24 protein-coding genes and 1 pseudogene are annotated in these 23,427 nt (G+C 63.7%); 15 read left to right on the top strand and 10 right to left on the bottom strand.

The annotated features are described in order from the left end of the window. Window positions 1-2: 2 nt before the first annotated feature. Both ACLFLU_RS34110 and napE read right to left on the bottom strand, forming a co-directional pair. Entirely contained in the window at window positions 3-317 is a 315-nt protein-coding gene (locus tag ACLFLU_RS34110; RefSeq protein WP_426409084.1) for a chaperone NapD, read from the bottom strand. Window positions 318-342: 25 nt separating this feature from the next. Continuing rightward, entirely contained in the window at window positions 343-528 is a 186-nt protein-coding gene (gene napE / locus ACLFLU_RS34105) for a periplasmic nitrate reductase, NapE protein (RefSeq protein ID WP_129275299.1), read from the bottom strand. 219 nt (window positions 529-747) lie between these two features. On the opposite strand from napE, the gene ACLFLU_RS34100 reads away from it, so the two are divergent. The 7 genes from ACLFLU_RS34100 (at window position 748) to ACLFLU_RS34070 (ending at window position 9,723) form a co-directional block, all read left to right on the top strand. After that, window positions 748-1,887 (top strand): helix-turn-helix domain-containing protein, encoded by a 1,140-nt coding sequence (locus ACLFLU_RS34100; protein ID WP_426409083.1) that lies wholly within the window; start codon window positions 748-750, stop codon window positions 1,885-1,887. Window positions 1,888-1,974: 87 nt separating this feature from the next. Next, window positions 1,975-3,213: an acyltransferase family protein gene (locus tag ACLFLU_RS34095; protein WP_426409082.1), complete on the top strand. Its 1,239-nt coding sequence runs from the start codon at window positions 1,975-1,977 to the stop codon at window positions 3,211-3,213. Window positions 3,214-3,272: 59 nt separating this feature from the next. Next, entirely contained in the window at window positions 3,273-4,478 is a 1,206-nt protein-coding gene (locus ACLFLU_RS34090) for an LLM class flavin-dependent oxidoreductase (RefSeq protein ID WP_426409081.1), read from the top strand. Between the two features lie 251 nt (window positions 4,479-4,729). Beyond that, window positions 4,730-5,506 carry a helix-turn-helix transcriptional regulator gene (locus ACLFLU_RS34085; protein ID WP_426409080.1) on the top strand — a complete coding sequence of 259 codons (777 nt, stop codon included), beginning with the start codon at window positions 4,730-4,732 and terminating at the stop codon, window positions 5,504-5,506. 168 nt (window positions 5,507-5,674) lie between these two features. Beyond that, window positions 5,675-6,172, top strand: a complete 498-nt coding sequence (locus tag ACLFLU_RS34080) for a GDSL-type esterase/lipase family protein (RefSeq protein WP_426409079.1) — start codon at window positions 5,675-5,677, stop codon at window positions 6,170-6,172. A 244-nt stretch (window positions 6,173-6,416) separates the two neighbouring features. Beyond that, on the top strand, window positions 6,417-7,430 hold the full coding sequence (locus ACLFLU_RS34075; protein WP_426409078.1) for a serine hydrolase domain-containing protein: 1,014 nt from the start codon (window positions 6,417-6,419) through the stop codon (window positions 7,428-7,430). Between the two features lie 1,126 nt (window positions 7,431-8,556). Continuing rightward, window positions 8,557-9,723 (top strand): cytochrome P450, encoded by a 1,167-nt coding sequence (locus tag ACLFLU_RS34070; protein WP_426409077.1) that lies wholly within the window; start codon window positions 8,557-8,559, stop codon window positions 9,721-9,723. An 11-nt stretch (window positions 9,724-9,734) separates the two neighbouring features. Here ACLFLU_RS34070 and ACLFLU_RS34065 read toward each other — a convergent pair whose 3' ends face one another. Continuing rightward, window positions 9,735-10,091: a hypothetical protein gene (locus ACLFLU_RS34065; protein WP_426409076.1), complete on the bottom strand. Its 357-nt coding sequence runs from the start codon at window positions 10,089-10,091 to the stop codon at window positions 9,735-9,737. 122 nt (window positions 10,092-10,213) lie between these two features. Here ACLFLU_RS34065 and ACLFLU_RS34060 point away from each other — a divergent pair, with 122 nt between their 5' ends. The 7 genes and pseudogenes from ACLFLU_RS34060 to ACLFLU_RS34030 all read left to right on the top strand — a co-directional run bounded on the left by ACLFLU_RS34060 (window position 10,214) and on the right by ACLFLU_RS34030 (window position 15,823). After that, window positions 10,214-11,164 carry a sulfonate ABC transporter substrate-binding protein gene (locus ACLFLU_RS34060; RefSeq protein WP_426409075.1) on the top strand — a complete coding sequence of 317 codons (951 nt, stop codon included), beginning with the start codon at window positions 10,214-10,216 and terminating at the stop codon, window positions 11,162-11,164. A gap of 38 nt (window positions 11,165-11,202) precedes the next feature. Next, window positions 11,203-12,156, top strand: a complete 954-nt coding sequence (locus ACLFLU_RS34055; RefSeq protein WP_426409074.1) for a sulfonate ABC transporter substrate-binding protein — start codon at window positions 11,203-11,205, stop codon at window positions 12,154-12,156. Beyond that, window positions 12,153-13,319, top strand: coding sequence for an FMNH2-dependent alkanesulfonate monooxygenase (ssuD, locus tag ACLFLU_RS34050; RefSeq protein ID WP_426409073.1), 1,167 nt, complete (start codon window positions 12,153-12,155; stop codon window positions 13,317-13,319). The genes ACLFLU_RS34055 and ssuD overlap by 4 nt, the downstream gene beginning before the upstream one ends. Continuing rightward, window positions 13,316-14,122, top strand: coding sequence for an aliphatic sulfonate ABC transporter permease SsuC (ssuC, locus tag ACLFLU_RS34045; RefSeq protein WP_426409072.1), 807 nt, complete (start codon window positions 13,316-13,318; stop codon window positions 14,120-14,122). The genes ssuD and ssuC overlap by 4 nt, the downstream gene beginning before the upstream one ends. Window positions 14,123-14,321: 199 nt before the next feature. Beyond that, window positions 14,322-14,969, top strand: a pseudogene (locus ACLFLU_RS34040) (ABC transporter ATP-binding protein); the annotation flags it as partial. 32 nt (window positions 14,970-15,001) lie between these two features. Then, window positions 15,002-15,583, top strand: coding sequence for a flavin reductase family protein (locus ACLFLU_RS34035; RefSeq protein WP_426409071.1), 582 nt, complete (start codon window positions 15,002-15,004; stop codon window positions 15,581-15,583). An 84-nt stretch (window positions 15,584-15,667) separates the two neighbouring features. Beyond that, the gene (locus ACLFLU_RS34030; protein ID WP_271672623.1) at window positions 15,668-15,823 is read left to right on the top strand and encodes a hypothetical protein; all 156 of its coding nucleotides are present in this window, start codon (window positions 15,668-15,670) and stop codon (window positions 15,821-15,823) included. 59 nt (window positions 15,824-15,882) lie between these two features. Here the strand turns inward: ACLFLU_RS34030 and ACLFLU_RS34025 are convergent, their stop codons facing one another. Then, window positions 15,883-17,031, bottom strand: a complete 1,149-nt coding sequence (locus ACLFLU_RS34025) for a M20 family metallopeptidase (protein ID WP_426409070.1) — start codon at window positions 17,029-17,031, stop codon at window positions 15,883-15,885. Window positions 17,032-17,389: 358 nt separating this feature from the next. Between ACLFLU_RS34025 and ACLFLU_RS34020 the strand changes: the two genes are divergently transcribed. Next, window positions 17,390-17,722, top strand: a complete 333-nt coding sequence (locus ACLFLU_RS34020) for a GYD domain-containing protein (RefSeq protein WP_426409069.1) — start codon at window positions 17,390-17,392, stop codon at window positions 17,720-17,722. Window positions 17,723-17,806: 84 nt separating this feature from the next. On the opposite strand, the gene ACLFLU_RS34015 is transcribed toward ACLFLU_RS34020, so the two are convergent. From ACLFLU_RS34015 to ACLFLU_RS33990, 6 genes are all read right to left on the bottom strand, one after another. Beyond that, window positions 17,807-19,189, bottom strand: coding sequence for a sigma-54 interaction domain-containing protein (locus ACLFLU_RS34015; protein WP_426409068.1), 1,383 nt, complete (start codon window positions 19,187-19,189; stop codon window positions 17,807-17,809). Window positions 19,190-19,242: 53 nt separating this feature from the next. Beyond that, on the bottom strand, window positions 19,243-19,593 hold the full coding sequence (gene fliN / locus ACLFLU_RS34010; protein ID WP_254133770.1) for a flagellar motor switch protein FliN: 351 nt from the start codon (window positions 19,591-19,593) through the stop codon (window positions 19,243-19,245). 3 nt (window positions 19,594-19,596) lie between these two features. Then, window positions 19,597-20,217 (bottom strand): FliH/SctL family protein, encoded by a 621-nt coding sequence (locus ACLFLU_RS34005; protein ID WP_426409067.1) that lies wholly within the window; start codon window positions 20,215-20,217, stop codon window positions 19,597-19,599. Next, on the bottom strand, window positions 20,217-21,314 hold the full coding sequence (fliG, locus tag ACLFLU_RS34000) for a flagellar motor switch protein FliG (protein ID WP_426409066.1): 1,098 nt from the start codon (window positions 21,312-21,314) through the stop codon (window positions 20,217-20,219). Before fliG ends, ACLFLU_RS34005 begins: the two co-directional genes overlap by 1 nt. A 17-nt stretch (window positions 21,315-21,331) precedes the next feature. Continuing rightward, a complete protein-coding gene (gene fliF, locus ACLFLU_RS33995; protein WP_426409065.1) occupies window positions 21,332-22,951 on the bottom strand; it encodes a flagellar basal-body MS-ring/collar protein FliF in 1,620 nt (539 codons plus the stop codon). 188 nt (window positions 22,952-23,139) lie between these two features. Continuing rightward, window positions 23,140-23,415, bottom strand: a complete 276-nt coding sequence (locus ACLFLU_RS33990) for a DUF1153 domain-containing protein (protein WP_002714638.1) — start codon at window positions 23,413-23,415, stop codon at window positions 23,140-23,142. Window positions 23,416-23,427 lie beyond the last annotated feature (12 nt).

Raw genomic sequence — 23,427 nt, 5'->3', positions numbered from 1 at the left:
CCTCAGGCCGTTTCGATGGCGTGAAAGACCAGCGCTGCGGAATAGACGTCTCCCAGCGACTGGATGGTGTTGAGGATGGTGCCGAGGCTGCCGGAGTCCGGCGCTTCGGTGACGACGATGAGTTTTCCACGCGCATCGCGGCCATGGATTTCGCAGCCGGGAATCGCGATGATCTCGGCCTCCAGCGCGGCGAGGCGCTCGGGGCGAGCCTGCACAATGATGCTGGCGATCTCGCAGCCGGGCGGCGGGACGACGCGGTCGGTGCTGAGCACCCGGCCGGTGATCAATGCACGGCGGTTGAGTGTGGCGTGAGCCATGATGCCTGTCTTTCGCTTTGAGGGACTAATGCGGGGAGGGTGGTGGGCCGGGAGGGCCGGCAAACATCTGGTAGATCCAGACGCCAAGCCCGTAGGAGCCGACCGTTCCGACCGCGAGGACGGGCATCACGACCGCGGTCAGGAACAGGAACGCAAAGATCTCCATGCGCTTACGGCGCACGCGCGACATCGTGTCGTCAGGGGCCGACATATTCGGTCTCTCTGAAATGGTCTGGGGAATCGGGACGGCATCCGGGCCGTTGCCTTGCTGCAGTTTAGATGCAACAGGCCGGCTGACGCGTTGATCTGGATCAACCGATCAAGTTGCGATCGTCGCAGCCGCCAAAACTGCAGTTGCCACGACCGCAAGCACAAGTTTGGATTGTGCGCGTGCGAAGGCGATGCGAGAGTTGAGCTCTCGAGCGGGAGAATGAACAGCGTGAGCGGGCTGACGGCCATCGATCTCGGGCTTCGCGGCGCGGCGAGCGGCGTGTTCCTGTTGATCGTCCTGGTGGCGCTGCAGCGCCGTGCCATCAATCAGAACGCTTTGCTGGGCATCGCGATGTGCGCGGGAGGCGTGTTCTATGCGATCGTCACAGCGCCCTTCTTTCCCAAGGCGTCCTGGTGGTGGACGATGCCGTTCATATCCTCGCTCGCCGCCGTCTTCTGGTTATGGGCGCGCGCAGCGTTCGATGACGATTTCGTGCTCAGGCGCTGGCACGGCGCCCTGTGGCTGGCCGTCGTTGCCTGGGGATTTGCAGTGTCGCTCAGTTTCCCGCAATGGCCCGCTTTGGCCAGGTCCGGCGGCAAGGTCCTGTCGTTGCTCGTCCTGGGGCTCGCGTTGGCCGCCGCGATCCAGACGGTCAAGACCTGGCGCGTGGATCTGGTGATGCGGCGGCGCCGGCTGCGGCTGGCGGTGCTCGCCATCAATGTCGCGACCATCGTTCCCGTCGCAGTTGCTGCTGTCGCCGATATTCCCGTTGCGGCACCCGGCGCGTACGGCAGCCTGCCGACCGCGCTCAGCCTGTTCGTGGTGGCGACGCTCGCGGCCCTGGGCGTGCTCAGTCCGCCGGTCGCGGCCGTCAGCGACGCCACGGCCGCGATCGCATCCGGTGACGCGGGGAAGCCGGTCCAGGTGGCCGATCGCGCCGCCGCGGAACGGGTCGTTGTCGATCCGATCCTGCTGCGGCGCCTCGACCATCTCATGACGGTGGAGCGGACCTACCGCCAGGAAGGCCTCGCGATCGGGGCACTGGCGGCGAGGCTCGAGGTTCCCGAGCACCGGCTACGCCAGGCCATTAACGAAGGGCTAGGCTATCGGAACTTCAATGCGTTCCTCAATCATTATCGCATCGAGGATGCCAAGCTGGCGCTGTCCGACGTGACGCAACGGGAGGTCCCGATCCTGACCATCGCCATGGATGCGGGCTTCCAGTCGATCGGGCCTTTCAATCGCGCCTTCAAGGCCGAGACCGGGGTGACCCCGACCGAATTCCGGCGCGAGGCGCTGAGCCGGCCGGAAACTGACTGCGATCCCGGGATCAGCCAATCGCGCCGAGAAATCGGCTAGCCGATTTTTGGAACGGGAGAGAGAGACTTGCCCCGATTTGGCAGACTGTCCGGCAGAAAGCCCCGTCCAGCCAGCAAGAGCCTGTTCATGTCCCATTCAACCGCTGTCACCCCTGCATCGGAACGGCTCCACGCCCTCGATGCGGTCAGGGGCTTTGCGCTGCTGCTCGGCATCGTCCTGCATGCGACATTGTCGTTTGTGCCGGCCTCGCCCCGGTTCTGGATCATCCAGGACATTCATCCGAGTCTCGCCCTGGGCCTGTTGTTGTTCACGATCCACGTCTTCCGGATGACGACCTTCTTCCTGCTGGCCGGTTTCTTCGCCCGTATGAGCTTTCATCGCCGAGGGAACTGGGGGTTCGTCAAGGATAGGTTGCAGCGGATCGCCCTGCCGCTCGTGATAGGTTGGCCGCTGGTGTTTACGCCGATCGTTCTGGTGGTCATCTGGGCCTCGAACTTTCCGAATGGCGGTCCGATCCCCGGCGCGCCGCGCTGGCCACCGGTGTTGCCGAATTTCCCGCTGACCCATCTCTGGTTTCTCTACGTGTTGCTGGAGCTCTATGTCGCCATGCTGCTGCTGCGCGGCGCGATGGTCTGGCTCGATGCATCCGGCACGCTGCGAACGATCCTTGACCGCTTTTTCGCAGGCATCATGCGAAGCCCGCTGGCTCCCCTGCTTCTAGCGATCCCGATCGGCATCGTTTTCAGCCTCGACCAGCGCTGGATCAATGTGATGGGGGTGAGGACGCCGGATCAATCGCTCATCACCAATGCGCAGGCCTGGATCGGCTTCGGCACCGCCTTCGCCGTCGGCTGGCTGTTGCATCGGCAGATCGATCTGCTGCGGATTCTCGAGCGGCGCTGGCTTCCGTATCTCTTGCTCGCAGTCGTGCTGATCCTGATCAGCTTCGTGCTGTCGGGTGTGATGTTGTCTGCGCCGGGCGCGCCGAAACTGCCTTTCAGCTTCGCCACGCTCCGGCTTGTCTCCGCGATCCTTTATGCACCGGCGATCTGGATCTCGACTTTCGCGGCCATCGGTCTCGCGCTTCGCTTCATGTCGGGCTTCAGCCCGACCCGGCGCTACCTCGCAGATGCGTCCTACTGGCTCTATCTGATCCACCTGCCGATCGTGATGGCGCTGCAGGTCGTGCTGTCGCAACTCGACTGGCCCGGGCTGATCAAGTTCGCAATCATTCTCGTCGTCGCGCTTCCGCCGATGCTGGCGAGCTATCATCTCTTGGTGCGCTTCACCTTCATCGGTACGATCCTGAATGGCCGCCGCGCCCCAAAGCGCGTTCTCCCGCAAGGCGGAATTGCGACTGCGTAGACAGCGCCGCCTCGCGCATTAAGATGCCCGCAACAAAAATAAGCGGGAGAGATGGCGTCATGAAGTTCGGCATCTTCTATGAGCTGCAACTGCCGCGGCCCTGGGTGGCCGGCGACGAGCTCAGGCTCTACCAGAACGCGCTCTCGCAGATGGAGCTCGCCGACAGTCTCGGCTACGACCACGCCTGGGTCGTCGAGCATCACTTCCTCGAAGAGTATTCGCACTCGCCGTCACCTGAGTCGTTCCTCGCTGCCGCAAGCCAGCGCACAAAAAACATCCGGCTCGGCCACGGCATCCTCCAGCTCACCACCAATCATCCGGCGCGTGTCGCCGAGCGCGTCGCGGTGCTCGATCTCTTGTCCAATGGCCGCTGCGAATTCGGCATGGGCGAGAGCGCGTCGATCACTGAGCTGACGCCGTTCGGCCGCGACATGGAGACCAAGAAGGAAGTCTTTGAGGAGGCCGTCGCCGCGATCTTCCCGATGTTCAGGGATGCGGGGAGCGAGCATCACGGCAAGTATTTCGACATCCCCTTGCGCAACGTCGTGCCGAAGCCGGTGCAGAAGCCGCATCCGCCGTTGTGGATGGCCTGCTCGCAGCTGCCGACCATCGAGCGTGCCGGCCGCCACGGTTTTGGCGCACTCGGTTTCCAGTTCGTCAGCGCCGATGCCGCACACGCCTGGGTGCATGCCTACTACAATGCGATGACCAAGCGTCTCGCCAAGCTCGCCGATTACGAGATCAACCCGAACATGGCGCTGGTGTCGTTCTTCATGTGTGCCAAGACGGATGAAGAGGCGCGTGCGCGCGCCGACGGCGCCACCTTCTTCCAGTTCGCGCTGCGCTTCTACGGCGCCTCGCAAAACCGCCAGCGTCCCGCGCCCTACACCGTCAACATGTGGGACGAGTACAACAAGTGGAAGCGCGACAACCCGGAAGCGCAGGAGGCGGCCTTGCGCGGCGGCCTGATCGGCTCGCCGGAGACGATCCGCAAGAAGCTGAAGCGCTTTCAGAGCTCGCATATCGACCAGGTCATCCTGCTCAACCAGGCCGGCAAGAACAGCCACGAGCACATCTGCGAGTCGCTGGAGCTGTTCGGCCGCGAGGTGATGCCCGAGTTCCAGAACGATCCGGCGCAGGCCGCCTGGAAGCAGGGCGTGATGAGCGGCGAGATCAAGCTGGAAGAGATCGACACCGAAGCCTTTACGGACCGCTACGGCAAGCTCGCCATCAACGTCGCGCCCGCGAAGGCGGCGGCGGGGTAGGGGCAGTCGAGCGTTCCTGCTGCGGAGGCATGGGCCCCGGCCCAGCAGCGCACTGCTGAAGAAGCGCTGCGCTGCATCCGGGGCACGAGTCTGTCGGCGAAACAATAACTCTCGTGTCCCGGACGCGCTGCAGCGCGTAGCGATGCTGCGCAGAGCCGGGACCCATGTGGCGACATACGTCGGCCTATCGACTTCCAGCCAAATCCCCCTGCTGATATCGTCCGTCAAAAGGACCTTGACGGAGGAAACCAATGCGGCCCTCAAACCCGGCTTCAAGCGACGTCACGCCCGCGGTGCTCGCCATTGGCCGTCCGGACTTCCCGAACATCCTCATCGACACCTTGCGCCGGCAGGCCGGCGTCGGCCATTGCATGGTGTTCGCGCTGGGCCGCGCCGGCGCGGCGAGCTGTCTGCTCGACGCCGGCAATATCCCGACCGGCGGCGATCTCGGCGCGGCCTATGCCGGGCAGTTCCACGAATCCGATCCCAATCGGGATGCGCTGTTCGAAGGCGCGGGCAGCGCGCCGATCATGCTGCCGTCGTTCGCGCCGCGCATGTACGGCGCGCGCTACCGGAAAATTTTCTTCAACGACTCCAAGATCGTCGACAAATGCGCGACAGCGATCTGGGTCGACGACACCTGCTTCTACGTCAATTTCTACCGCGTCACGGCGCAGGGCCGCTTTGGCGACGCTGAGCGTGCGCGGCTGCAGGCGATCGCGCCGGCGATCGGCGCCAGCGTCGCGCGTCATTTCCAGCCGGCCGCGACCGCAACGCCGGACCAGAACCTCGCTGCGCTGTTCGCGACGCGCGCGCCACTCTCCGCGCTGACGCCGCGCGAGCAGGAGGTCTGCCGCCATATCCTGCTCGGTCTCAGCTCAGAGGCGATCTCTCAGGCGCTCGGCATCAGCCTGCATTCGACCCTGACCTACCGCAAGCGCGCCTATGAGCGGCTCGGCATTTCCTCGCAGAACGAGTTGTTCGGAATCGTGCTGCGCTTGCTTGCGGAGCCTGGTCGCCTGAACTGAGGGGTGCGCTTAAGTAGTCCGCGATCTCTGCTTCCGAGCGCGGGGCGGACACGCGGCCCGCCCTCTGGGATCGTCGGTTTGTGACTCACAGGCGAATTCCGCGTTCTCATAATGAGCAATTGGTGATAAGCATGCGATGGGAATTCATGCCTATCGGGGGACGCGGGAGTGGCAGCAAAGCTTAGCCAGATCATTCTTCTTGGTGCATTCGTGATGCTCTCCGCGCTTGGCACTGCTCACGCTGCAACCGTTGTGGCCCTTGGAGCCAGCAACACCTTCGGTAAGGGTGTATCGCGTAGCCAATCCTATCCTGCACAGCTTGAAACGCTTCTTCGTGCGAAGGGTCTCAACGTCCATGTCATCAATGCTGGCGTCAACGGCGACACCACGGGAGGCATGCTGGCCCGACTCGATCGCGTGGTCCCGAAAGGAACGAGCGTTGTGATCCTTCAACCCGGCGGAAACGATCGGAGAAAGCTAGCCGCCGACAACACGCCTGCCATCCAAAGTCGGCTGAGCGCGATGGGAATCAAGGTTGTTATGCTCCCGAACGGAATGCTGCACGGACTTCCGCATCAGCCTGATGGCCAACATCTTACGCCAGAGGGCTATCACACGCTGGCAGAGCAACTGGTCGGCGAAGTCGCCGCGGCACTGGGGAAATAGCGTCAAACCACCTCTTGAGGTCAACAGGCCCATGTCGGAGAGGCCCGATCCTCAACATTCCTATGGCCCTTTGTGGAATTTTCCTTCCCCAACTCGAAGACCAATACGATGTACCTTGCTGTCTCCTGCTTCTCGCTCTGAGCTAGTAAGCGGGACCGCCACAAGCTAACATTGAACCGGGGGCAAGGTTGGAGCAGGTACCCGGGCGGCCTCCTGGATTTTCGCGAAGGTCGAGGGGCATTTTGTGGATGGGCTTGGAACCGAGGAAAAGTGGCCGGAGCCGATCTGGCAAATTACACCGCCCGAGGCCGAGGGCTGGTCTCCAAACGCGCTCGCTTATGTAGACGCAATCGCGGATGAGATTGGGACCGCTGCTCTGATGATTATCGAACGCGGCGCAGTCGTTCATCAGAGGGGCGCGGTCGCCCATCGCTTCATGTGTCATTCGATTCGTAAGAGCCTCTTGTCGGCTCTGTTCGGTATCTACGTTGCTGAAGGAAAAATTGATCTGTCTTCCACTCTTGCGTCACTCGGAATCGACGACAAGGAGGGACTGACCGATCGCGAGCGCCTGGCGTCCATAAATTCGCTGCTCATGGCACGCTCCGGTGTCTTCCATCCGACGGGGTACGAAACCGCTTTAATGATCGCAAGGCGGGAAGCGCGTCACAGCCACGGTCCAGGAACGTTCTGGTGCTACAACAACTGGGACTTCAACGCGCTCGGCACGATATTCGAGCAATGCGCCGGTCTTAGTTTGTATGAGGCCTTTCGGGATCGGATCGCCACACCCTGCGGCATGGAAGATTTTCGCTATGGGCCGGACGCGAAGGACGGCGATTATGTGGAGCTCGAGAACAGCATCCACCGCGCCTATCCGTTCCGTCTCACGGCCAGGGATCTTGCGCGGTTTGGGTTGCTTTACCTCCGTGGCGGACGCTGGGGCAGTCACCAAGTGGTCCCGAAGAAATGGGTGAAGCTCAGTGTGCAACCCTATTCAGATGCGGGCCCGGCCGGAGCTTATGGTTACATGTGGTGGGTGGTCCGCGATGGCATTCATTTCCCGGCAACGATCATGCCTCCAGGCTACAGTGCTCAAGGAGCCGGTGGTCATGTGATGATGGTGCTGCCGGAGCAGGACCTCATATTGGTGCACAGGGTTGATACGGATGCGGGCCGAGTCGTTTCGCCTCTGCAGCTTGGTCGCTTGTTTGAAGCGATTCTCAGCGCAAAGCATGATGCATCGTATGAGGCGTGATCGACGATCAGCCTGCGTAGCAATTCCCGGACTCTTGGTGGAATCCTGGCCGAGTTGTTGACGGCAGCTTCTGTAATCCGAAGCCAACCTATCGCGTCATTTCGCGTGGTCGCAGCTTTTGGCCCTCGGCTAAACACTACGAGAGCCGCCGCAACTTCCGCTATCCGGGGAAGACGTGACGTTACGGTTGTCGGGTCGGCCGCCGCTTTTAGCCCGACGCGGGCATTCTGCATGGCTCGAAATCCCTCGAGCCATGCGATCCTGTGTCTTGGGCGCAGCCGGCGGGCGGCGTTGACTAGCGGTGGCCCGATTGCCTGATTTCGGCGACTCGATTTTCGCCGGCCAACTTGCCTCCGGCTTGTAAGCTGCTGCAAAGCCACCGAGACTCCCTGGATGTCGAGCCCAGGAAGGTTTTGGTTTCGATGCACTGCGCGTAGGTGTTGTAGGTCAGTGTGTCTCGGCAGGTTGACGAGAAACTTCCGATCCACTGATCCGTATGCTGGCTGCATCCGACCCAGGGGGCGTTGCCGACCCTGTAACTTGTTTCGCAACCACCGTTGCAAGTGCTCGCGGATCTCTCCAGCCGGGCAAGCCGCCCCAAAGCTGTATTCGGCGCGAAGACCGGCGTTTGAGCGGATGACGGGCCGGATGTCCGGTGGGCGGTCACAGTCGTTGACTTCCGCGGCGACGCAACCGTTGGTCTTGCCATCTGCTTCGGCGCTTCGACCGAGACGGCGGGAAGCGAGGAGTCGGAGCCTGTTGTGGGTTGCGACAGTGCCGTACCACTTGTGCTGCACAGCAAGAGAGTTGACACAATAGCGACGGCTGACGGCACGGCGAAGCCTGATGACAATCTCATGAGACATCTCCCCAAATGCGGGACGGGAATGCCGTCCCGACAGCTGCAGGTTGTACCAGAACATACCGGAACCGGCAATCCGGAGGCGAAAGACCATCGATTGATCGTCATCGACATGGGGGCCATGCGGACCCGCCATCGTGCCCGCGCGCACCCGGCCTGCGGAGACTCGCCCTGATACTGTCTGTCCCTATCGCTAGGGACAGACGTCGGTCCCCTGAGTTCGCTAGGCTGGCCGGGATCACACGAGAATCCAGGGAGACCGCCTTGAGCACTGCGCCGCGCATCGACATCGACCCGGCCTCGTTCTGGGCCGATCCCTATCCGATGCTCGCCAAGCTGCGGAAAGAAGCGCCGATCGCGTTTGTGCCGCAACTCGGCTCGACGCTGCTGAGCTGCCGCGACGACATCTCGATCTCAGAGAAGCAGATCGACGTGTTCTCTTCGCACCAGCCCGCCGGCCTGATGAACCGGCTGATGGGACACAACATGATGCGCAAGGACGGCGAGGCGCATCAGGTCGAGCGCCGCGCGATGTTTCCGACAGTGTCGCCGAAGACGGTGAAGGCGCACTGGACCGCGCTGTTCCAGGCCCATGCCGATCGCATCATCGATGCGATTGCGCCGGGGACACGGATCGATTTCATGCGTGACTTCGCGTTGCCGTTTTCCGGCGAATGCCTGAAGTCGATCACCGGCCTCACCAATATCGGCTTCGCCGACATGGATGCGTGGTCGCAAGGCATGATCGAGGGCATCGCCAATTACGGCGGCGATCCCGCGGTCGAGGCGCGCTGCTACGCGGCGACGTCGGGCATCGATGCCGCGATCGACGACATCCTGCCGGTGATGCGCAAGAATCCTGATCAGAGCATTCTCGGCGTGCTGCTCGCCTCCGGCATGCCGATGGAGAGCGTGCGCGCGAATGTAAAACTCGCGATCTCCGGCGGCCAGAACGAGCCGCGCAAGGCGATCGCCGGCACGGTGTGGGCGTTGTTGACCCATCCCGATCAACTAGAGCTCGTGCGCAAGGGCGAGGTGACGTGGCTCGAGGCCTTCGAGGAATACGCGCGCTGGATCTCGCCGATCGGCATGTCGCCGCGGCGTATCGCAAAACCGTGGAGTATCCGCGACGTTGCGTTCGAGCTTGATGAGCGCGTGTTCCTGATGTTCGGTTCCGCCAACCGCGACGAGAAGCATTTTGAGCGCGCCGACCAGTTCGACGTGCGGCGTGATACGTCCAAGAGTGTCGCCTTCGGTGCCGGTCCGCATTTCTGCGCCGGCGCCTGGGCCTCGCGCGCGATGATTGCCGACGTCGCGCTGCCGACGGTGTTTGCGCGTGCGGGGCATATCGAGATTGCCGATGACGAGCCGGCGCGGATCGGCGGCTGGGCGTTCCGCGGCTTGCAGAATTTGCCGGTGCGGTGGCATTAACAGTTTCGGTGTCATCGCCCGCGAAGGCGGGCGATCCAGTACGCCGCGGCAGTCGTGTGATGCATTGACGTCTCTGGGATACTGGATTCCCCGCCTTCGCGGGGAATGACAGCGGAAGTGGAATACGCTTCGCGCCACGCCAGCTCCAGTCCGCCATCATGCCATCCTGCACCTGTTTTGCCCGACGTGTCAAATTTATTTCGGATAATTCGTAAGTGATTGTTTTCGCACATCCCGGCTACTGTGCATGGGGTTGTTTTCGCGTTTTTGTTCCGGTCGCGAGTCCGAGACTGAACATGCGCGGCTTTCACATCCGCGTGCAGAAAAATTCCATCTTCATTCGCTCCGCCGTTTGAAAGATTAATCATGCGCTCTGCCACACGGGCAGTGCATGCATCGCTATTTTCCCGCACGTCTCGACACCTTTCCCGCTCCGCACCATCATCCCCAGACATGAATGATGACGGCCGGTCACGGCCGGGAGTTCGGAATGCAGCGTCGTGATTTTCTGAAACTATCGGCTGGAACCGCCGTTGCCGCCGCGTTCGTCTCGCGCGCCAACGCGCAGGGCGCGGTGAAGGAAATTCGTATCGGCTACCAGAAGACCGGCGTGCTGGTCATCACGCGCCAACGGGCGACCTTGGAAAAACATTTCGCGCCGCAGGGCATCGACGTGAAATGGGTCGAGTTCTCCTCGGGGCCTCCGATGATGGAGGCGATGAATGTCGGCAGCGTCGATTACGGTGCGGTCGGCGATTCCCCACCGGTGTTCGCCCAGGCCGCCGGCGCGGCGATCGTCTATGCCGCCGGCCAGCCCATCACCAACGGCCAGGGCATTCTGGTGCCCAAGGATTCATCGATCCGCTCGATCGCGGACCTGAAGGGCAAGCGCGTCGGCTTCACCAAGGGCTCCAGCGCCCACAATGTCGTGGTGCAGACGCTGGAGAAGGCGGGCCTGACCTACGCGGACATCACCCCGGTCTATCTGACCCCGCCGGATGCCGGTCCCGCCTTCGCCAATGGCAGCATCGAGGCCTGGGCGATCTGGGATCCTTATTTCGCGATCGGCGAGACCAGGCAGAACGGCCGGATCCTGATCAATGCCCGTGAGGTCACCAAGACCAACTCCTTCTACATCGCCAACCGCGAGTTCGCGAACAACCACGGCGCGATCCTGCAACAGATCGTCGACGTGACCACCGCGACCGGTCAATGGGCTGAACAGCACCGCGACGAGGTTGCAAGGTCGCTGGCCGCGATCACCGGCGTCCCGCTGGACATCCAGGCCGTCGCGGCCGATCGCGCGAATTTCGTGATCGGCCCCGTCACCGACGACATCGTCGCCACCCAGCAGGGCGTCGCCGACCGCTTCGCCAAGCTCGGCCTGATTCCGAAGCCGATCGTCATCCGCGACATCGTCTGGCGCAGCACGGCGACCTGATCGTGCCAACCAATCTCCCCATTTCAAAAGGGTTGAACATGAGGCGTATCATTCAGCGTCTGATCGCGGCGATCGTGCTCTCGATCGGCATCGTCGCGGCTGCGGTCGGCACCTCCTACGGTCAGGACAAGGTGGTCCGCATAGGCTACCAGAAATACGGCAAGCTGGTGCTGCTCAAGAGCAAGGGCACGCTGGAGCCGAAGCTAGCTGCCGACGGCTATAAGGTGGTGTGGACAGAATTCCCGTCCGGCCCGCCGCTGCTCGAAGCGCTCAATGTCGGCGCGATCGATTTCGGCAACACCGGCGAAGCCCCGCCGATCTTCGCGCAGGCCGCGGGCGCGCCGATCCAGTACGTCGCCTATGAGCCGCCGGCGCCGAAGGGCGAGGCGATCCTGGTGCCGAAGGACAGCCCGCTGAAATCGGTGGCTGACCTCAAAGGCAAGAAGGTCGCACTCAACAAGGGCTCCAACGTTCACTATCTCCTGGTCAAGGCACTGGAGAAAGCGGGCATCAAATATTCGGAAATTGAGCCGGTGTTCCTGGCACCGGCCGATGCACGCGCTGCCTTCGAGCGCGGCGCGGTCGATGCCTGGGTGATCTGGGATCCGTTCCAGGCCGCGGCGGAAGCCGCGACCGGCGCGCGTACGCTGGTCGATGGCACTGACATCGTCGCCAACTACCAGTTCTATTTCTCCTCGAAGAAATTCCTCGACGCCAATCCGAAGATCGTCGACGCCGTGCTTGCCGAATTGAGCTCAGTGGATGATTGGGCCAAGGGCGACATCCATGCGGTGGCCGAGCAGTTGGCTCCGGCGATCGGCCTGTCCGTCCCGGTGGTCGAGGTGGCGCTGAAGCGGCAGGCCTACGGCATCAAGCCGCTGACCGATGCCGTCATTGCCGATCAGCAGCAGGTTGCAGATGCGTTCTTCGCGCTCAACCTGATCCCCAAAGCCATCAAGATTTCCGACGTGGCGCGGAGGCCAGGAACATGAGCAAGCAATCCAGCGCCAACATCCTCTGGTTCCTGCCGACCCACGGCGATGGCCGCTATCTCGGCACCGGCATCGGCGGCCGCGAGGTCAATTTCAACTATCTGCGCCAGGTCGCGCAGGCGGCGGATCAGCTCGGCTATTTCGGCGTGCTGTTGCCGACGGGACGGAGTTGCGAGGATTCCTGGGTCGTCGCCTCCAGCGTGGCGCCTTTCACCGAGCGGCTGCGCTATCTCGTGGCGGTCCGTCCCGGATTGCAATCGCCGACCGTGGCGGCGCGGATGACCGCGACGCTCGACCGCATCACCAATGGCCGGCTTCTGATCAACGTGGTCACCGGCGGCGATCCCGTCGAGAACAAGGGCGACGGCATTTTCCTCGGCCATGACGAGCGCTACGAGGTCACTCGTGAGTTCCTCAACGTCTATAGCGACCTGCTCGCGGGCAAGACCGTCAATGTCGAGGGCAAGCACATCCACATCGAGGACGGCAAGCTGCTGTTCCACCCCGTCCAGTCGCCGCGTCCGCCGCTGTATTTCGGCGGCTCGTCGGATGCCGGCATCGATGTCGCGGTGGACGCCGTCGACAAATATCTCACCTGGGGCGAGCCGCCGGCGCTGGTCGCCGAAAAGGTTGCGAAGGTGCGTGACATCGCTGCTGCGCGTGGCCGCAAGCTCTCCTTCGGCATCCGCCTTCACGTGATCGTTCGCGAGACCAACGAAGAAGCCTGGCGCGCCGCGAACGAGCTGATCAAGCATGTCAGCGACGACACCATTGCGACCGCGCAGAAGAACTTTGCGCGGATGGACTCGGTCGGCCAGCAGCGCATGGCGCAGCTGCATGGCGGCAAGCGCGACAAGCTCGAGATCGCGCCGAACCTCTGGGCCGGAGTCGGCCTGGTGCGCGGCGGTGCCGGCACGGCGCTGGTCGGCGATGCCGAGACCGTCGCGGCCCGCATCAAGGAGTATCAGGACATCGGCATCGATACTTTCATCCTGTCGGGCTATCCGCATCTGGAAGAAGCCTATCGCTTCGCCGAGCTGGTGTTCCCGCTGCTTTCGCTCGATCTGCCGAGCAACGTGACCAAGCTGCACTTCAACGGCGGTCCGTTCGGCGAGACGGTCGGCAGCGATTACCGTCCGCAGCATCGGGTGTCGCAATCATGAGCCTCATCGACAGCGTCTCACTCCCGCGCAACTTCCGTTTGCCGCGCGTCGATGGTCTTGTCCAGTGGATCGTGCCGCTCGCCATCATCGCGATCTGGCAGGTGGCGAGCGTCACCGGCTTCGTCCCGGTGCGCGTGCTGCCGGCGCCGAGCGATGTCGCGTTGGCCGGCTGGAAGCTGCTGCTCTCCGGCGAGTTGCCCCGCAACATCTGGGTCTCGTTCTGGCGCGCCTCGATCGGCTTCCTGATCGGCGGCAGCATCGGCTTTGCCTTCGGACTTGCCAACGGCCTGTCGCAGCTCTCCGCAAAACTCACCGACACCACGCTGCAGATGGTGCGCAACGTGCCGCATCTGGCGCTGATCCCGCTGGTCATCCTGTGGTTCGGCATCGACGAGAGCGCAAAGCTGTTTCTCGTGGCGCTCGGCGTGTTCTTCCCGATCTATCTCAACACGCTGCATGGCATCCGCACCGTCGATCCCCAGCTGATCGAGATGGGCCGCATCTACGGCATGAGCGACGGCGAGCTGTTCCGCCGCGTGATTTTTCCGGGCGCGCTGCCGTCGATCTTCGTCGGCATCCGCTTTGCGCTCGGCATCATGTGGCTGACCCTGATCGTCGCCGAGACCATCGCGGCGTCCTCGGGCCTCGGCTACATGGCGATGCAGGCGCGCGAGTTCATGCTGATCGACGTCGTCGTGCTCTCGATCCTGATCTACGCCCTGCTCGGCAAGCTCGCCGACAGCGCCTCCCGCGTGCTGGAGCGCCTGACGCTCTCGTGGCACCCCGCCTTCCAGAAACGCTGAGTGTGACATGCAGACAGCCCTTCGGACCTCCCTCCCGGAAACCGAGTTCGCCAGCCGCGCCAATTTTGCGCCGGCGGCCCGCGTGGCGCGCGAGGAGCGGCCGCTGCATGTCAGTGGCCTGCCACTGAGCATCCGCGGCCTGCGCAAATCCTTCGGCGACAACGAGGTGCTGCGCGGCATCGATCTGCACATTCCCGCCGGCCAGTTCGTCGCCATCGTCGGCAAGAGCGGCTGCGGCAAGAGCACGCTGTTGCGTCTCATCGCCGGCCTGGAAAAGGTCGACGCCGGCAGCATCAGTTTTGGCGATGCGGCGATCCAGCCCGAGGATATCCGCGTGATGTTCCAGGAGCCGCGGCTATTGCCATGGGCGCGGGTGCTCTCCAATGTCGAGGTCGGTCTCGGTCGCGATCGCTCGTCCAGCGATGCGCACGCCCGTGCCGGGAAGGCGCTTGCCGAGGTCGGGTTGACCGACAAGCGCGACCAGTGGCCGTCGGTGCTGTCGGGCGGCCAGAAGCAGCGCGTTGCGCTGGCCCGCGCGCTGGTCTCCCGTCCGCGCGTGCTGGCCTTCGACGAACCGCTCGGCGCGCTCGATGCGCTGACCCGGATCTCGATGCAGCAGCTTCTGGAGCGGGTCTGGCGCGACCAGGGCTTTACTGCGATCCTGGTGACCCACGACGTGGCCGAGGCTGTCGCTTTGGCGGACCGGGTGCTGGTGATCGACGAGGGCCGGATTGCCCATGACGTCATGGTCAACACCGCCCGGCCGCGCGAACGCGGCTCCGCCGAGCTTGCGAGCCTCGAGGGCTCGATCCTGAACCATCTTTTGTCGGCGGACGATCGTACCTAAATAGAAGGGAGCCCCGCTTCGGGGACCACGCCATGAATGTAGTGCCCCGCGATCTCATGACCGAAACTGCCGTCTCGTCCGCCGATTTCCGCGGCGCCATGCGCCATCTCACCGGCGGCGTCAGCGTCATCACCGCCGGGCGGGGCAGGGACATCACCGGCATGACGGTGACGTCCGTAACATCGCTGTCGGTCGATCCGCCGACGCTGATCGTCAGCATCAACCGCGATGCCTCGTCATTTCCGCTGATCCGTCGTTACGGTGCCTTCGGCGTGAATATCCTCGCAGCCGATCAGCTCGATGTGGCCGAGCGCTTTGCCGGCAAGGGTGGCCTGAAGGGTGCGGATCGTTTCGCCGGCGCCCAGTGGGTCACGGCGGTCTCCGGTGTTCCGCTGCTGGTCGGCGCACTGTCTGCCGTTGATTGCGAAGTCGAGGAGATCGTCGAGCGCCATTCGCACGGCATCGTCATCGGCCGCGTCAGGGACATCAGGAACTCCACCCGAACGGCTGCGCTCGCCTATTGGCACGGCCAGTATGTGGCGGTCGATCAAGACGAGGATGCCGCGAGGCTTGCGGACGTCAGCGTTCCCGCGCGCGGCCGCCGCGGCATCTGAGCGCCCCAGGCTGGCCTTTTCCCCATCATCGCTCTAGAAGCCGCTCCTGAGCCTCCCGTATCGGGGAGGCAACGGAGCGAGATGATGAAGCGCGTCGGGACCTGGGCCTTCTATGCAGTCGGCGCGCTGGCGATCGCGTATCTTGTGCTCTACGCCTATGCGATGTTCCGCGGCCAGCCGTTCGTGCCGGGCGATCCGATCCACATTTTCCGCAAGCCCGACGCGCCGAGCTATTCGTGACGGGATTCGTGGGGTGGGTTACGCCTTCGGCTAACCCACCCTACGAGGTCAGCACACCTTCATCCCCGCAAGATCGCGAGCGCCAGCGTCTGCGCGCGCGGCACGATGCTGTCGAGCTCGAGATATTCCTCCGGCGAATGGGCGAGCCCGCCGACGGGGCCGACGCCGCAGATGGTCGGCGTCCCCACCGCGGCGGTGAAGCCGGAATCGGCGCAGCCGCCGGAGAATTCGCCTTGCAGCGTGGTGAGGCCGGCCTGCTTTGCGGCGGCCTGATAGTTTTCGAACAGCGCCTTCGAGCTTTCGCTCTGCACCACCGGCACGAACTCGCCCTTGATGGTCAGCACAGCGCTGGTGCCGGGCACGTAAGGCGTAGCAACAATGCGTTCGATCTCTGCCATCACCGTCGCACGGTCCTTCGGATCGACATAACGCATGTCGATCTGACCCTCGGCATTAGGCGCCGTCGTGTTGACCGACTGGCCGCCCGAGATGAGGCCGACATTGAGCGTGATGCCCTTGGTGAGGTCGGTCAGCGCGTGGATCTGGATGATCTTGTGCGCAAGCTCGCCGATCGCGCTGATGCCCGCGGCGAAATTGGCGCCGGAATGCGCCGCCTTGCCGGTGACGGCCATATGCATGAAGATGCCGCCCTTGCGGCTGGTGACGACATTGCCGGTGGGGCGGCCCGGCTCGGAATTGAACACGGCGCGCGCAGAGCGCCCCTCGCGTTCGATCACGGGCCGCGACGACGGCGAGCCGATCTCCTCGTCCGAGGTGATCAGCACCTTGATCGGATGCGGGTTGCCGCCGAATTTGTGGAAGGCGGTCGCCACGAACACGTTCATGACGAGGCCGGCCTTCATGTCGGCGACGCCCGGCCCATAGGCTCGCTTGTCCTTGATCGTGAACGGTCGACGTCCGGCCTCGCCCTTGCCGAACACGGTGTCGCGATGCCCCATCAACAGCACCGGCCTCTCGTTGCTGCCGGGTTTTGCGACTTCTGCGTGGAGCGCGTCGCCAAACGTGCCGTGGCTCTCTCTGCGCGAGGGAATGCCGTGCTCGGCAAAGTGCCGCTCGAACCGCGCACCGACCGCATCGACGCCTTCCTTGTCATAGGACCCGGAATCGATGTTGACGACATCGCGCAGCAGATCGATCATCGCCTGCCGCTGCGACGCCAGCCAATCCGTGATTTGAGCTTCCAGCATCATCACCTCGTGCATCAATACTGACGTACCTATAATTCCTGTTTCGTCCGCGACCTAGTCGCCGAATGCAGCCCTCCCCTGAGCGGACGACACGAACATCGTTGAAGGAACACGGCGTCGGGCAGGTAAGTCAGCTCAATTCTGGATTGATCGATCTGGCTTCGCGCTCGCACATGGCTGCATTGTGTCGCAGCGAAAAGCGGCTATAGTTCGCGCCCAGCTGCCAATTGGACGTGCCGAAGTCCACTCTCTGATTTCAAGGCAGCTCGCATGCCGTCGGCAGGCCATGCCTCGCTCCCAATCAGAGCGCTTTTTCAGAACCTCATTGCTGTTGTCGTAACCCTCGACGGAGAGAAACATGCCGCTGTTCATCTCGTACGTCTCATACTCAAACGCGGGTATCAAGGGAATGGTCGACAAGCCGATCGATCGTACCTCAGTCATCGGTGCGCTGGTCGAAAAGGCCGGCGGAAAGCTCCAGGGAGCTTTCATGACAACTGGTCAGCACGACGCAGTGCTCGTCACGGAGTTTCCCGATGGCTCCGATGCCATTGCGATTGGAATGGTGGCCGCCGCCACTGGCGCCATCTCCAAGATCGAGACCGTGCGCGCATGGAAGATGGGTGAATTCAAGAGCATCGCGGAAAAGGCAGCGAAGCTCGCAAGCTCCTACGTCCCGCCGGGCAAATAGTTCGGATCGATCGCGACATGATCAGGCCCGGAGCGCTTGCGCACTCCGGGCCTGTTTGCAGACGTGGAGCCTGAAGCTCAGCGCTTACCCCATCGCGGGCATCCGTGGATACTCGCCCGGCGTGCCGGCCGGCGTGATCGGGATGCCGCCGTCGGCGTATTCGTTGAGCTTGTTGCGCAGCGTGCGGATCGAGATGCCCAGGATGTTCGCGGCATGGGTCCGGTTGCCGAGGCAGTGCTTGAGTGTCTCCAGGATCAGGTCGCGTTCGACGTCGGCGACGGTGCGTCCCACCAGCGCCCGCGTCACCTGCTCGGCGGCCATGGTGGCATGCGCCACCGCCGGTGCTGTCTTGGCGAGGTCGAGGCGGTCGCCGTCCGGGGTGAGGATCGCATCGGGCCCGATCTCGTCGCCCTGCGCCATCAGCACCGAGCGGTGCATGGTGTTTTCGAGCTCGCGGACGTTGCCCTGCCAGCGGTTGGTGGAGAGCACGCGGCGCGCCTCGGCCGAGATCGGCCGCACCGGCACGCCGTTGGCCTCGGCATATTTCTTCACGAAATGCTGGGCGAGCTCGAGAATGTCGGCGGGACGCTCGCGCAGCGGCGGGATCTTCAGGTTCACGACGTTGAGGCGGAACAGAAGGTCCTCGCGGAACGTGCCTTCGCGCACGGCTTCCGCCAGATTGCGGTTCGAGGTCGCGATGATGCGGATGTCGACCGGTACAGGCTTGGTGCCGCCGACACGGTCGATCACGCGCTCCTGGATGGCGCGAAGCAGTTTCGATTGCAGGCGGACGTCCATCTCGGAGATTTCGTCGAGCAGCAGCGTGCCGCCGGTCGCTTCCTCGAACTTGCCGATGCGGCGGGCGATCGCGCCGGTGAAGGCACCCTTCTCGTGGCCGAACAGCTCGGATTCCAGGAGATGCTCGGGGATCGCGGCGCAGTTGATCGAGATGAACGGACGCTTGGCGCGGGCCGAGCGGGTGTGGACGTAGCGCGCCAGCACTTCCTTGCCCGTTCCGGATTCGCCGGTGATCATCACCGAGGCGTCGGAGCCTGCGATCTGCTGGGCGAGCTTGACGACGCGCGCCATGGCTTCGTCCCGGTAGATCAACTCGCGGGAATCGTTGGCGACGGCGGCGAGCACCGCTGCGATCAGCTCCGGATCCGGCGGCAGCGGGATGTATTCCTTGGCGCCGGCGTGGATCGCGGCGACCGCCGCGCGAGCGTCATTGGTGATGCCGCAGGCGACGATCGGAGCGTGGATGTGCTCGGCCTCGAGCCGCATCACGAGGTCGCGGATGTCGAGGGCGACGTCGACCAGCAGCAGGTCGGCGCCCTTGCCGCCGCGCAGCACGCGCATCGCCTGCTCGTGATCCTCGGCGTGGGTTACGGTGGCGCCGTTCTCCATCGCGATCTTGGTGGCGGTGGTGAGCTGGCCCTTCAGTGTGCCAACGATGAGAAGCCGCATGTCAGTCTCCTGTCCGTCTGTTCGCGCTGCCGCGCGTCATTCCCTGTTTGGCGCTAGCCGCGTTCAGTCCTGATGATTTCCGTCATGGTCACGCCGAGCTTGTCCTCGACCAGCACCACCTCGCCGCGGGCGACGAGCTTGTTGTTGACGTAGATGTCGATGGCCTCGCCGACGCGCCGGTCGAGTTCCAGCACGGTGCCGGGCCCGAGCTTCAACAGCTCGCCGACGTCCATCTTGGAGCGCCCGAGCACGGCCGAGACCTGCACCGGCACGTCGAAGACGGCTTCGAGGTCGGCGGCGACGCGCGAGGCATATTCGTCCTCGTTGTAGCTCACGTCGGCGCCGGTCGGCGGCAATGGGCCGTTGAGGTCGGGCAGCGGGACCTGTCCGTCGTTGTCGCTCATGGCTTAATTCCCCCTGCGGGACGCGATATAGCGTCCGACCATGTCGTCGATCTTGGCCGCGATGGCGCTGCGCTCCAGCACGACGCCGCCATCGGCCCATTCGATCCGGCAGTCGCCGGTGGCAATTTCGGGCTCGGCCAGGATCACCAGCCGTCCTTCGAAGCCGCTCTGCTTGGCAAGCCGCTCGATCTTCTCGCGCGCGCTGTCGTAGAGCGCGTCGTTGATACGGACGACGAGATGCGGCGTCGCCACCAGATGCGAGAAGCAGTCCTTGACCAGCGCCATGATCTCGCCGAGCGGCTCGGCCGCGACCAGATCGGCGCACAGCTTGCGTGCGACCGCGACCGCGACGTCGACCGCCTCGGTCTCCATCTTGGTCTCGATGCCGCCGATGCCGGCGGCGATGCCGCGGATCGCGATGTTGATCTCTTCCATGGCGAGCGCGACGCGGCGGTCGCTCTCGGCCTTGGCCTCGCGCTGGCCCGCGGCAAAGCCGTCCTGATAGGCGCGCGCTTCGGCTTCCGCGACCTTCTGCGCCATCTCGGCCGCGGTCGCGGCCTTCTCGCGCGTCCGGTCTGGCGCGGCGAAGTCGGTATCGAACAGGAATTTGGCGGGAGCGCCCATCAATACACCAGCTCGTCGTCAGCGCGGTTCTTGGTCAGCATGATCTCGCCCTTGGCGGCGAGGTCTTTTGCGAGGTTGACCAGCAGCGCCTGGGCCTCGTCGACGTCGCGCAGGCGCACCGGGCCCATCGCCGCCATGTCGTCCTGCAGCATCTTGGCCGCGCGCGAGGACATGTTGCCGAAGAAGAAGTTGCGGACGTCCTCGTTGGCGCTTTTCAGCGCCACGCCGAGCTTGTCCTTGTCGACGTTGCGCATCAGCGTCTGGGCCGAGCCGGAATCGAGCTTCACGAGGTCGTCGAAGGTGAACATCAGCGCCTTGATGCGCTCGGCGGATTCGCGGTTGTCCTCTTCCAGCGAGGTGATGAAGCGGGTTTCGGTCTGGCGGTCGAAATTGTTGAAGATTTCCGCCATCACCTCGTGGGCGTCGCGGCGGCGGGTCTGCGACAGGTTGGACATGAATTCGGTGCGCAGCGTCTTCTCCACGCTCTCGATCACCTCCTTCTGCACGGCCTCCATCTTCAGCATGCGATTGACGACGTCGAGCGCGAGCTCTTCGGGGAAGATGCCGAGCACCCGCGCGGCATGCTCGGGCTTCAGCTTCGACAGCACCACGGCGATGGTCTGCGGGTATTCGTTCTTGAGGTAGTTGGCGAGAACCTCTTCCTGCACGTTGGAAAGCTTCTCCCACATGTTGCGGCCGGCGGGGCCGCGGATCTCGTCCATGATGCCGTTGACGCGCTCAGGCGGCAGGTATTGCTGCAACAGGCGTTCGGTAGCGTCGAAATTGCCCATCAGTGCGCCGGAGGCCGACATGCGCGAGACGAATTCGAGCAGCATGTCCTCGACCGTGTCGACCTCGACGGTGCCGAGCGTCGACATTTCTAGCGAGAGCTGGCGCACCTCGTCATCGTCGAGCAGGCTCCAGATCTTGCCGCCATATTGCTCGCCCAGCGCCAGCATCAGGATCGCGGCGCGCCGCGGTCCGGCCAATGGGTCCGGACCCTTGCCGCCCTTGGCGCGGTCGCCGGCACGCTGACCGAGGGTGGAGATCACGCTGGTGATGTCGTTGGAGTTGGCATTCTGCAGGGAGGCGGCCATGTCAGTTCACTTCTCGATCATTTCGTGGGTTCGGCCAGCCACTGGCGAATGATGGCGACGGTTTCGTTGGGGTTGCGCTCGGCGAGCTCGCCGACGCGATGAACGGACTGGGCGTGGACCTGGCCCTGGATGGTGGCGACGTCGATGGCGCTGGCGGCGCCGCTCGGCAGGAGCGCCTGGCCGCCTGCGCCGGCGGCTGCGCCCTCTTCGGACGCCGCGGGGCCGCTGAGGACGCCGGAGATCGCGGCGGCGACTTCGTCGGAGGCGAGGATGCGCTTCACCAGCGGGCGGATCACCATGAACATCACGACCAGGCCGAGCAGCATCATCACGCCAAGCTCGACGAAGTACATGACGTCGTCCTTGGTGAACTGCAGCATGCCGAGGAAGCCGCTTGGCTCGGCGATCGGGGCGGTGGAGGGCGCGTCGGCAAAGCGCAGATTGACGACCTCGACCTGGTCACCGCGCTTCTGGTCGAAGCCGATCGCCGAGCGCACCAGGGTGGCGATGCGGTCGAGCTGCTCCTTGGTGCGGTCGGTGTAGGCGAGCTCGCCCTTGTCGTTCTTGGCGTAGATGCCATCGACCAGCACCGCGACCGAGATGCGGTTGACCCGGCCGGCCTCGGTCACTTCGGTCTTGGTGGTGCGGGAGATCTCGTAATTGTTGGTCTCTTCGGTCTTCTTGCTCTGGTCCTTCGCCGCCGGGCCGCTGTTCTGCTGCTGGCCGGGAAGCTCGTTGTTGACCGTGACCTGGCCGTTATTGTCGGCGGTCATGCTCTGCTCTTCGCGGGTCTGGCTCGAGCGCAGCACGCGGCCTTCGGGGTCGAACTTGTCCGAGGTCTGGGTGACCTTGTTGAAGTCGAAATCGGCGGAGAGCTGGACGCGGGCGCGGCCTGAGCCGACCACGGAGGACACGATGTCCTCGACCTGCTTGCGCAGCCGCTTCTCGTAGGCGGTGCGACGCTCGTCGCCGATCTCCTGGTCCGGATCGGTCTGGGCGCCATCGGCGAGCAGCGTGCCGGCCTCGTCGACGATCGAGACCCGCTGCGGCTTCAACCCGTTGACGGCGGAGGCGACGAGGTGGCGGATGGCGCGGATCTGCTGGGCTTCGAGCGAGCCGCGGACCCGGACCACGATCGATGCCGACGGCTCCGGCGCCTCGCGCGAGAACAGCGGACGCTCGGGCAGCACGAGGTGGACGCGGGCGGCCTGGATCCGGTCGATGGCGCGGATGGTGCGGGCGAGCTCGCCCTCCAGCGCGCGCAGGTGATTGATATTCTGGACGAAAGAGGTGGTGCCGAGGGCGTCCGACTTGTCGAACACTTCATAGCCGATGCCGCCGCCCTTGGGCAGGCCGCCCTCGGCGAGCTTCATCCGTAAACGCGTGACCTTGTCCTTGGGCACCATGATGATGGTGCCTTCGTTGCGCAGCTCGAACTGGATGCCTTGGCGTTCCAGGTCCTTGATAATACTGGAAGAATCTTCAACCGAGAGGTCGGTGAACAGCGTCGTCATCTGCGGCGTGGTGACGCGCATGATGACGAAGGCAAAGAAGCCGATGAGCGCGGCGGTGACCGCGATCATCGCCCCGAAGCGGGCGGCGCCGATACCTTTTAAGAAGTCCGCAAGACCTTGCAAGCAACCGCCCCGAAGCTTCGACCCGCAACTGAGCGGCCGAGTGGGCAATTATTGCCTAGGTGATGGTTTCGATATGGTTAACGAAGGTTAAGAGCTCGGACAAAAGTAGCGCCAAAACGAAACATGAAAAAAATCGGCCTCGCAAAGCGGGGCCGATTTTCGTCAAAAGCAGCAGATTTCCGGATTGCTTACTGGCGATATTGCTGGATGCGGGTGGTGCGAAGGCCCGCCAGACCGTGCTGGTCGATGGAAAACTGCCAGGAGAGGAATTCGTCGACCGTCAGGGTGTACCGGCTGCAGGCCTCCTCGAGCGAGAGAAGTCCGCCGCGGACAGCGGCAACGACTTCGGCCTTGCGGCGGATGACCCAGCGTTTGGTGCCGGGTGCGGGCAGATCTGCAATCGTCAGCGGACTGCCGTCCGGCCCGATGACGTATTTTACCCTCGGGCGATGGGGTTCTGTCATGGCGTACTCACA

It is taken from the genome of Bradyrhizobium ganzhouense (genome assembly GCF_049949285.1).
GTDB lineage: Bacteria > Pseudomonadota > Alphaproteobacteria > Rhizobiales > Xanthobacteraceae > Bradyrhizobium > Bradyrhizobium ganzhouense.
Note: the sequence above shows the minus strand (reverse complement) of the source record. Positions and strands in the feature narration are given on the sequence as shown.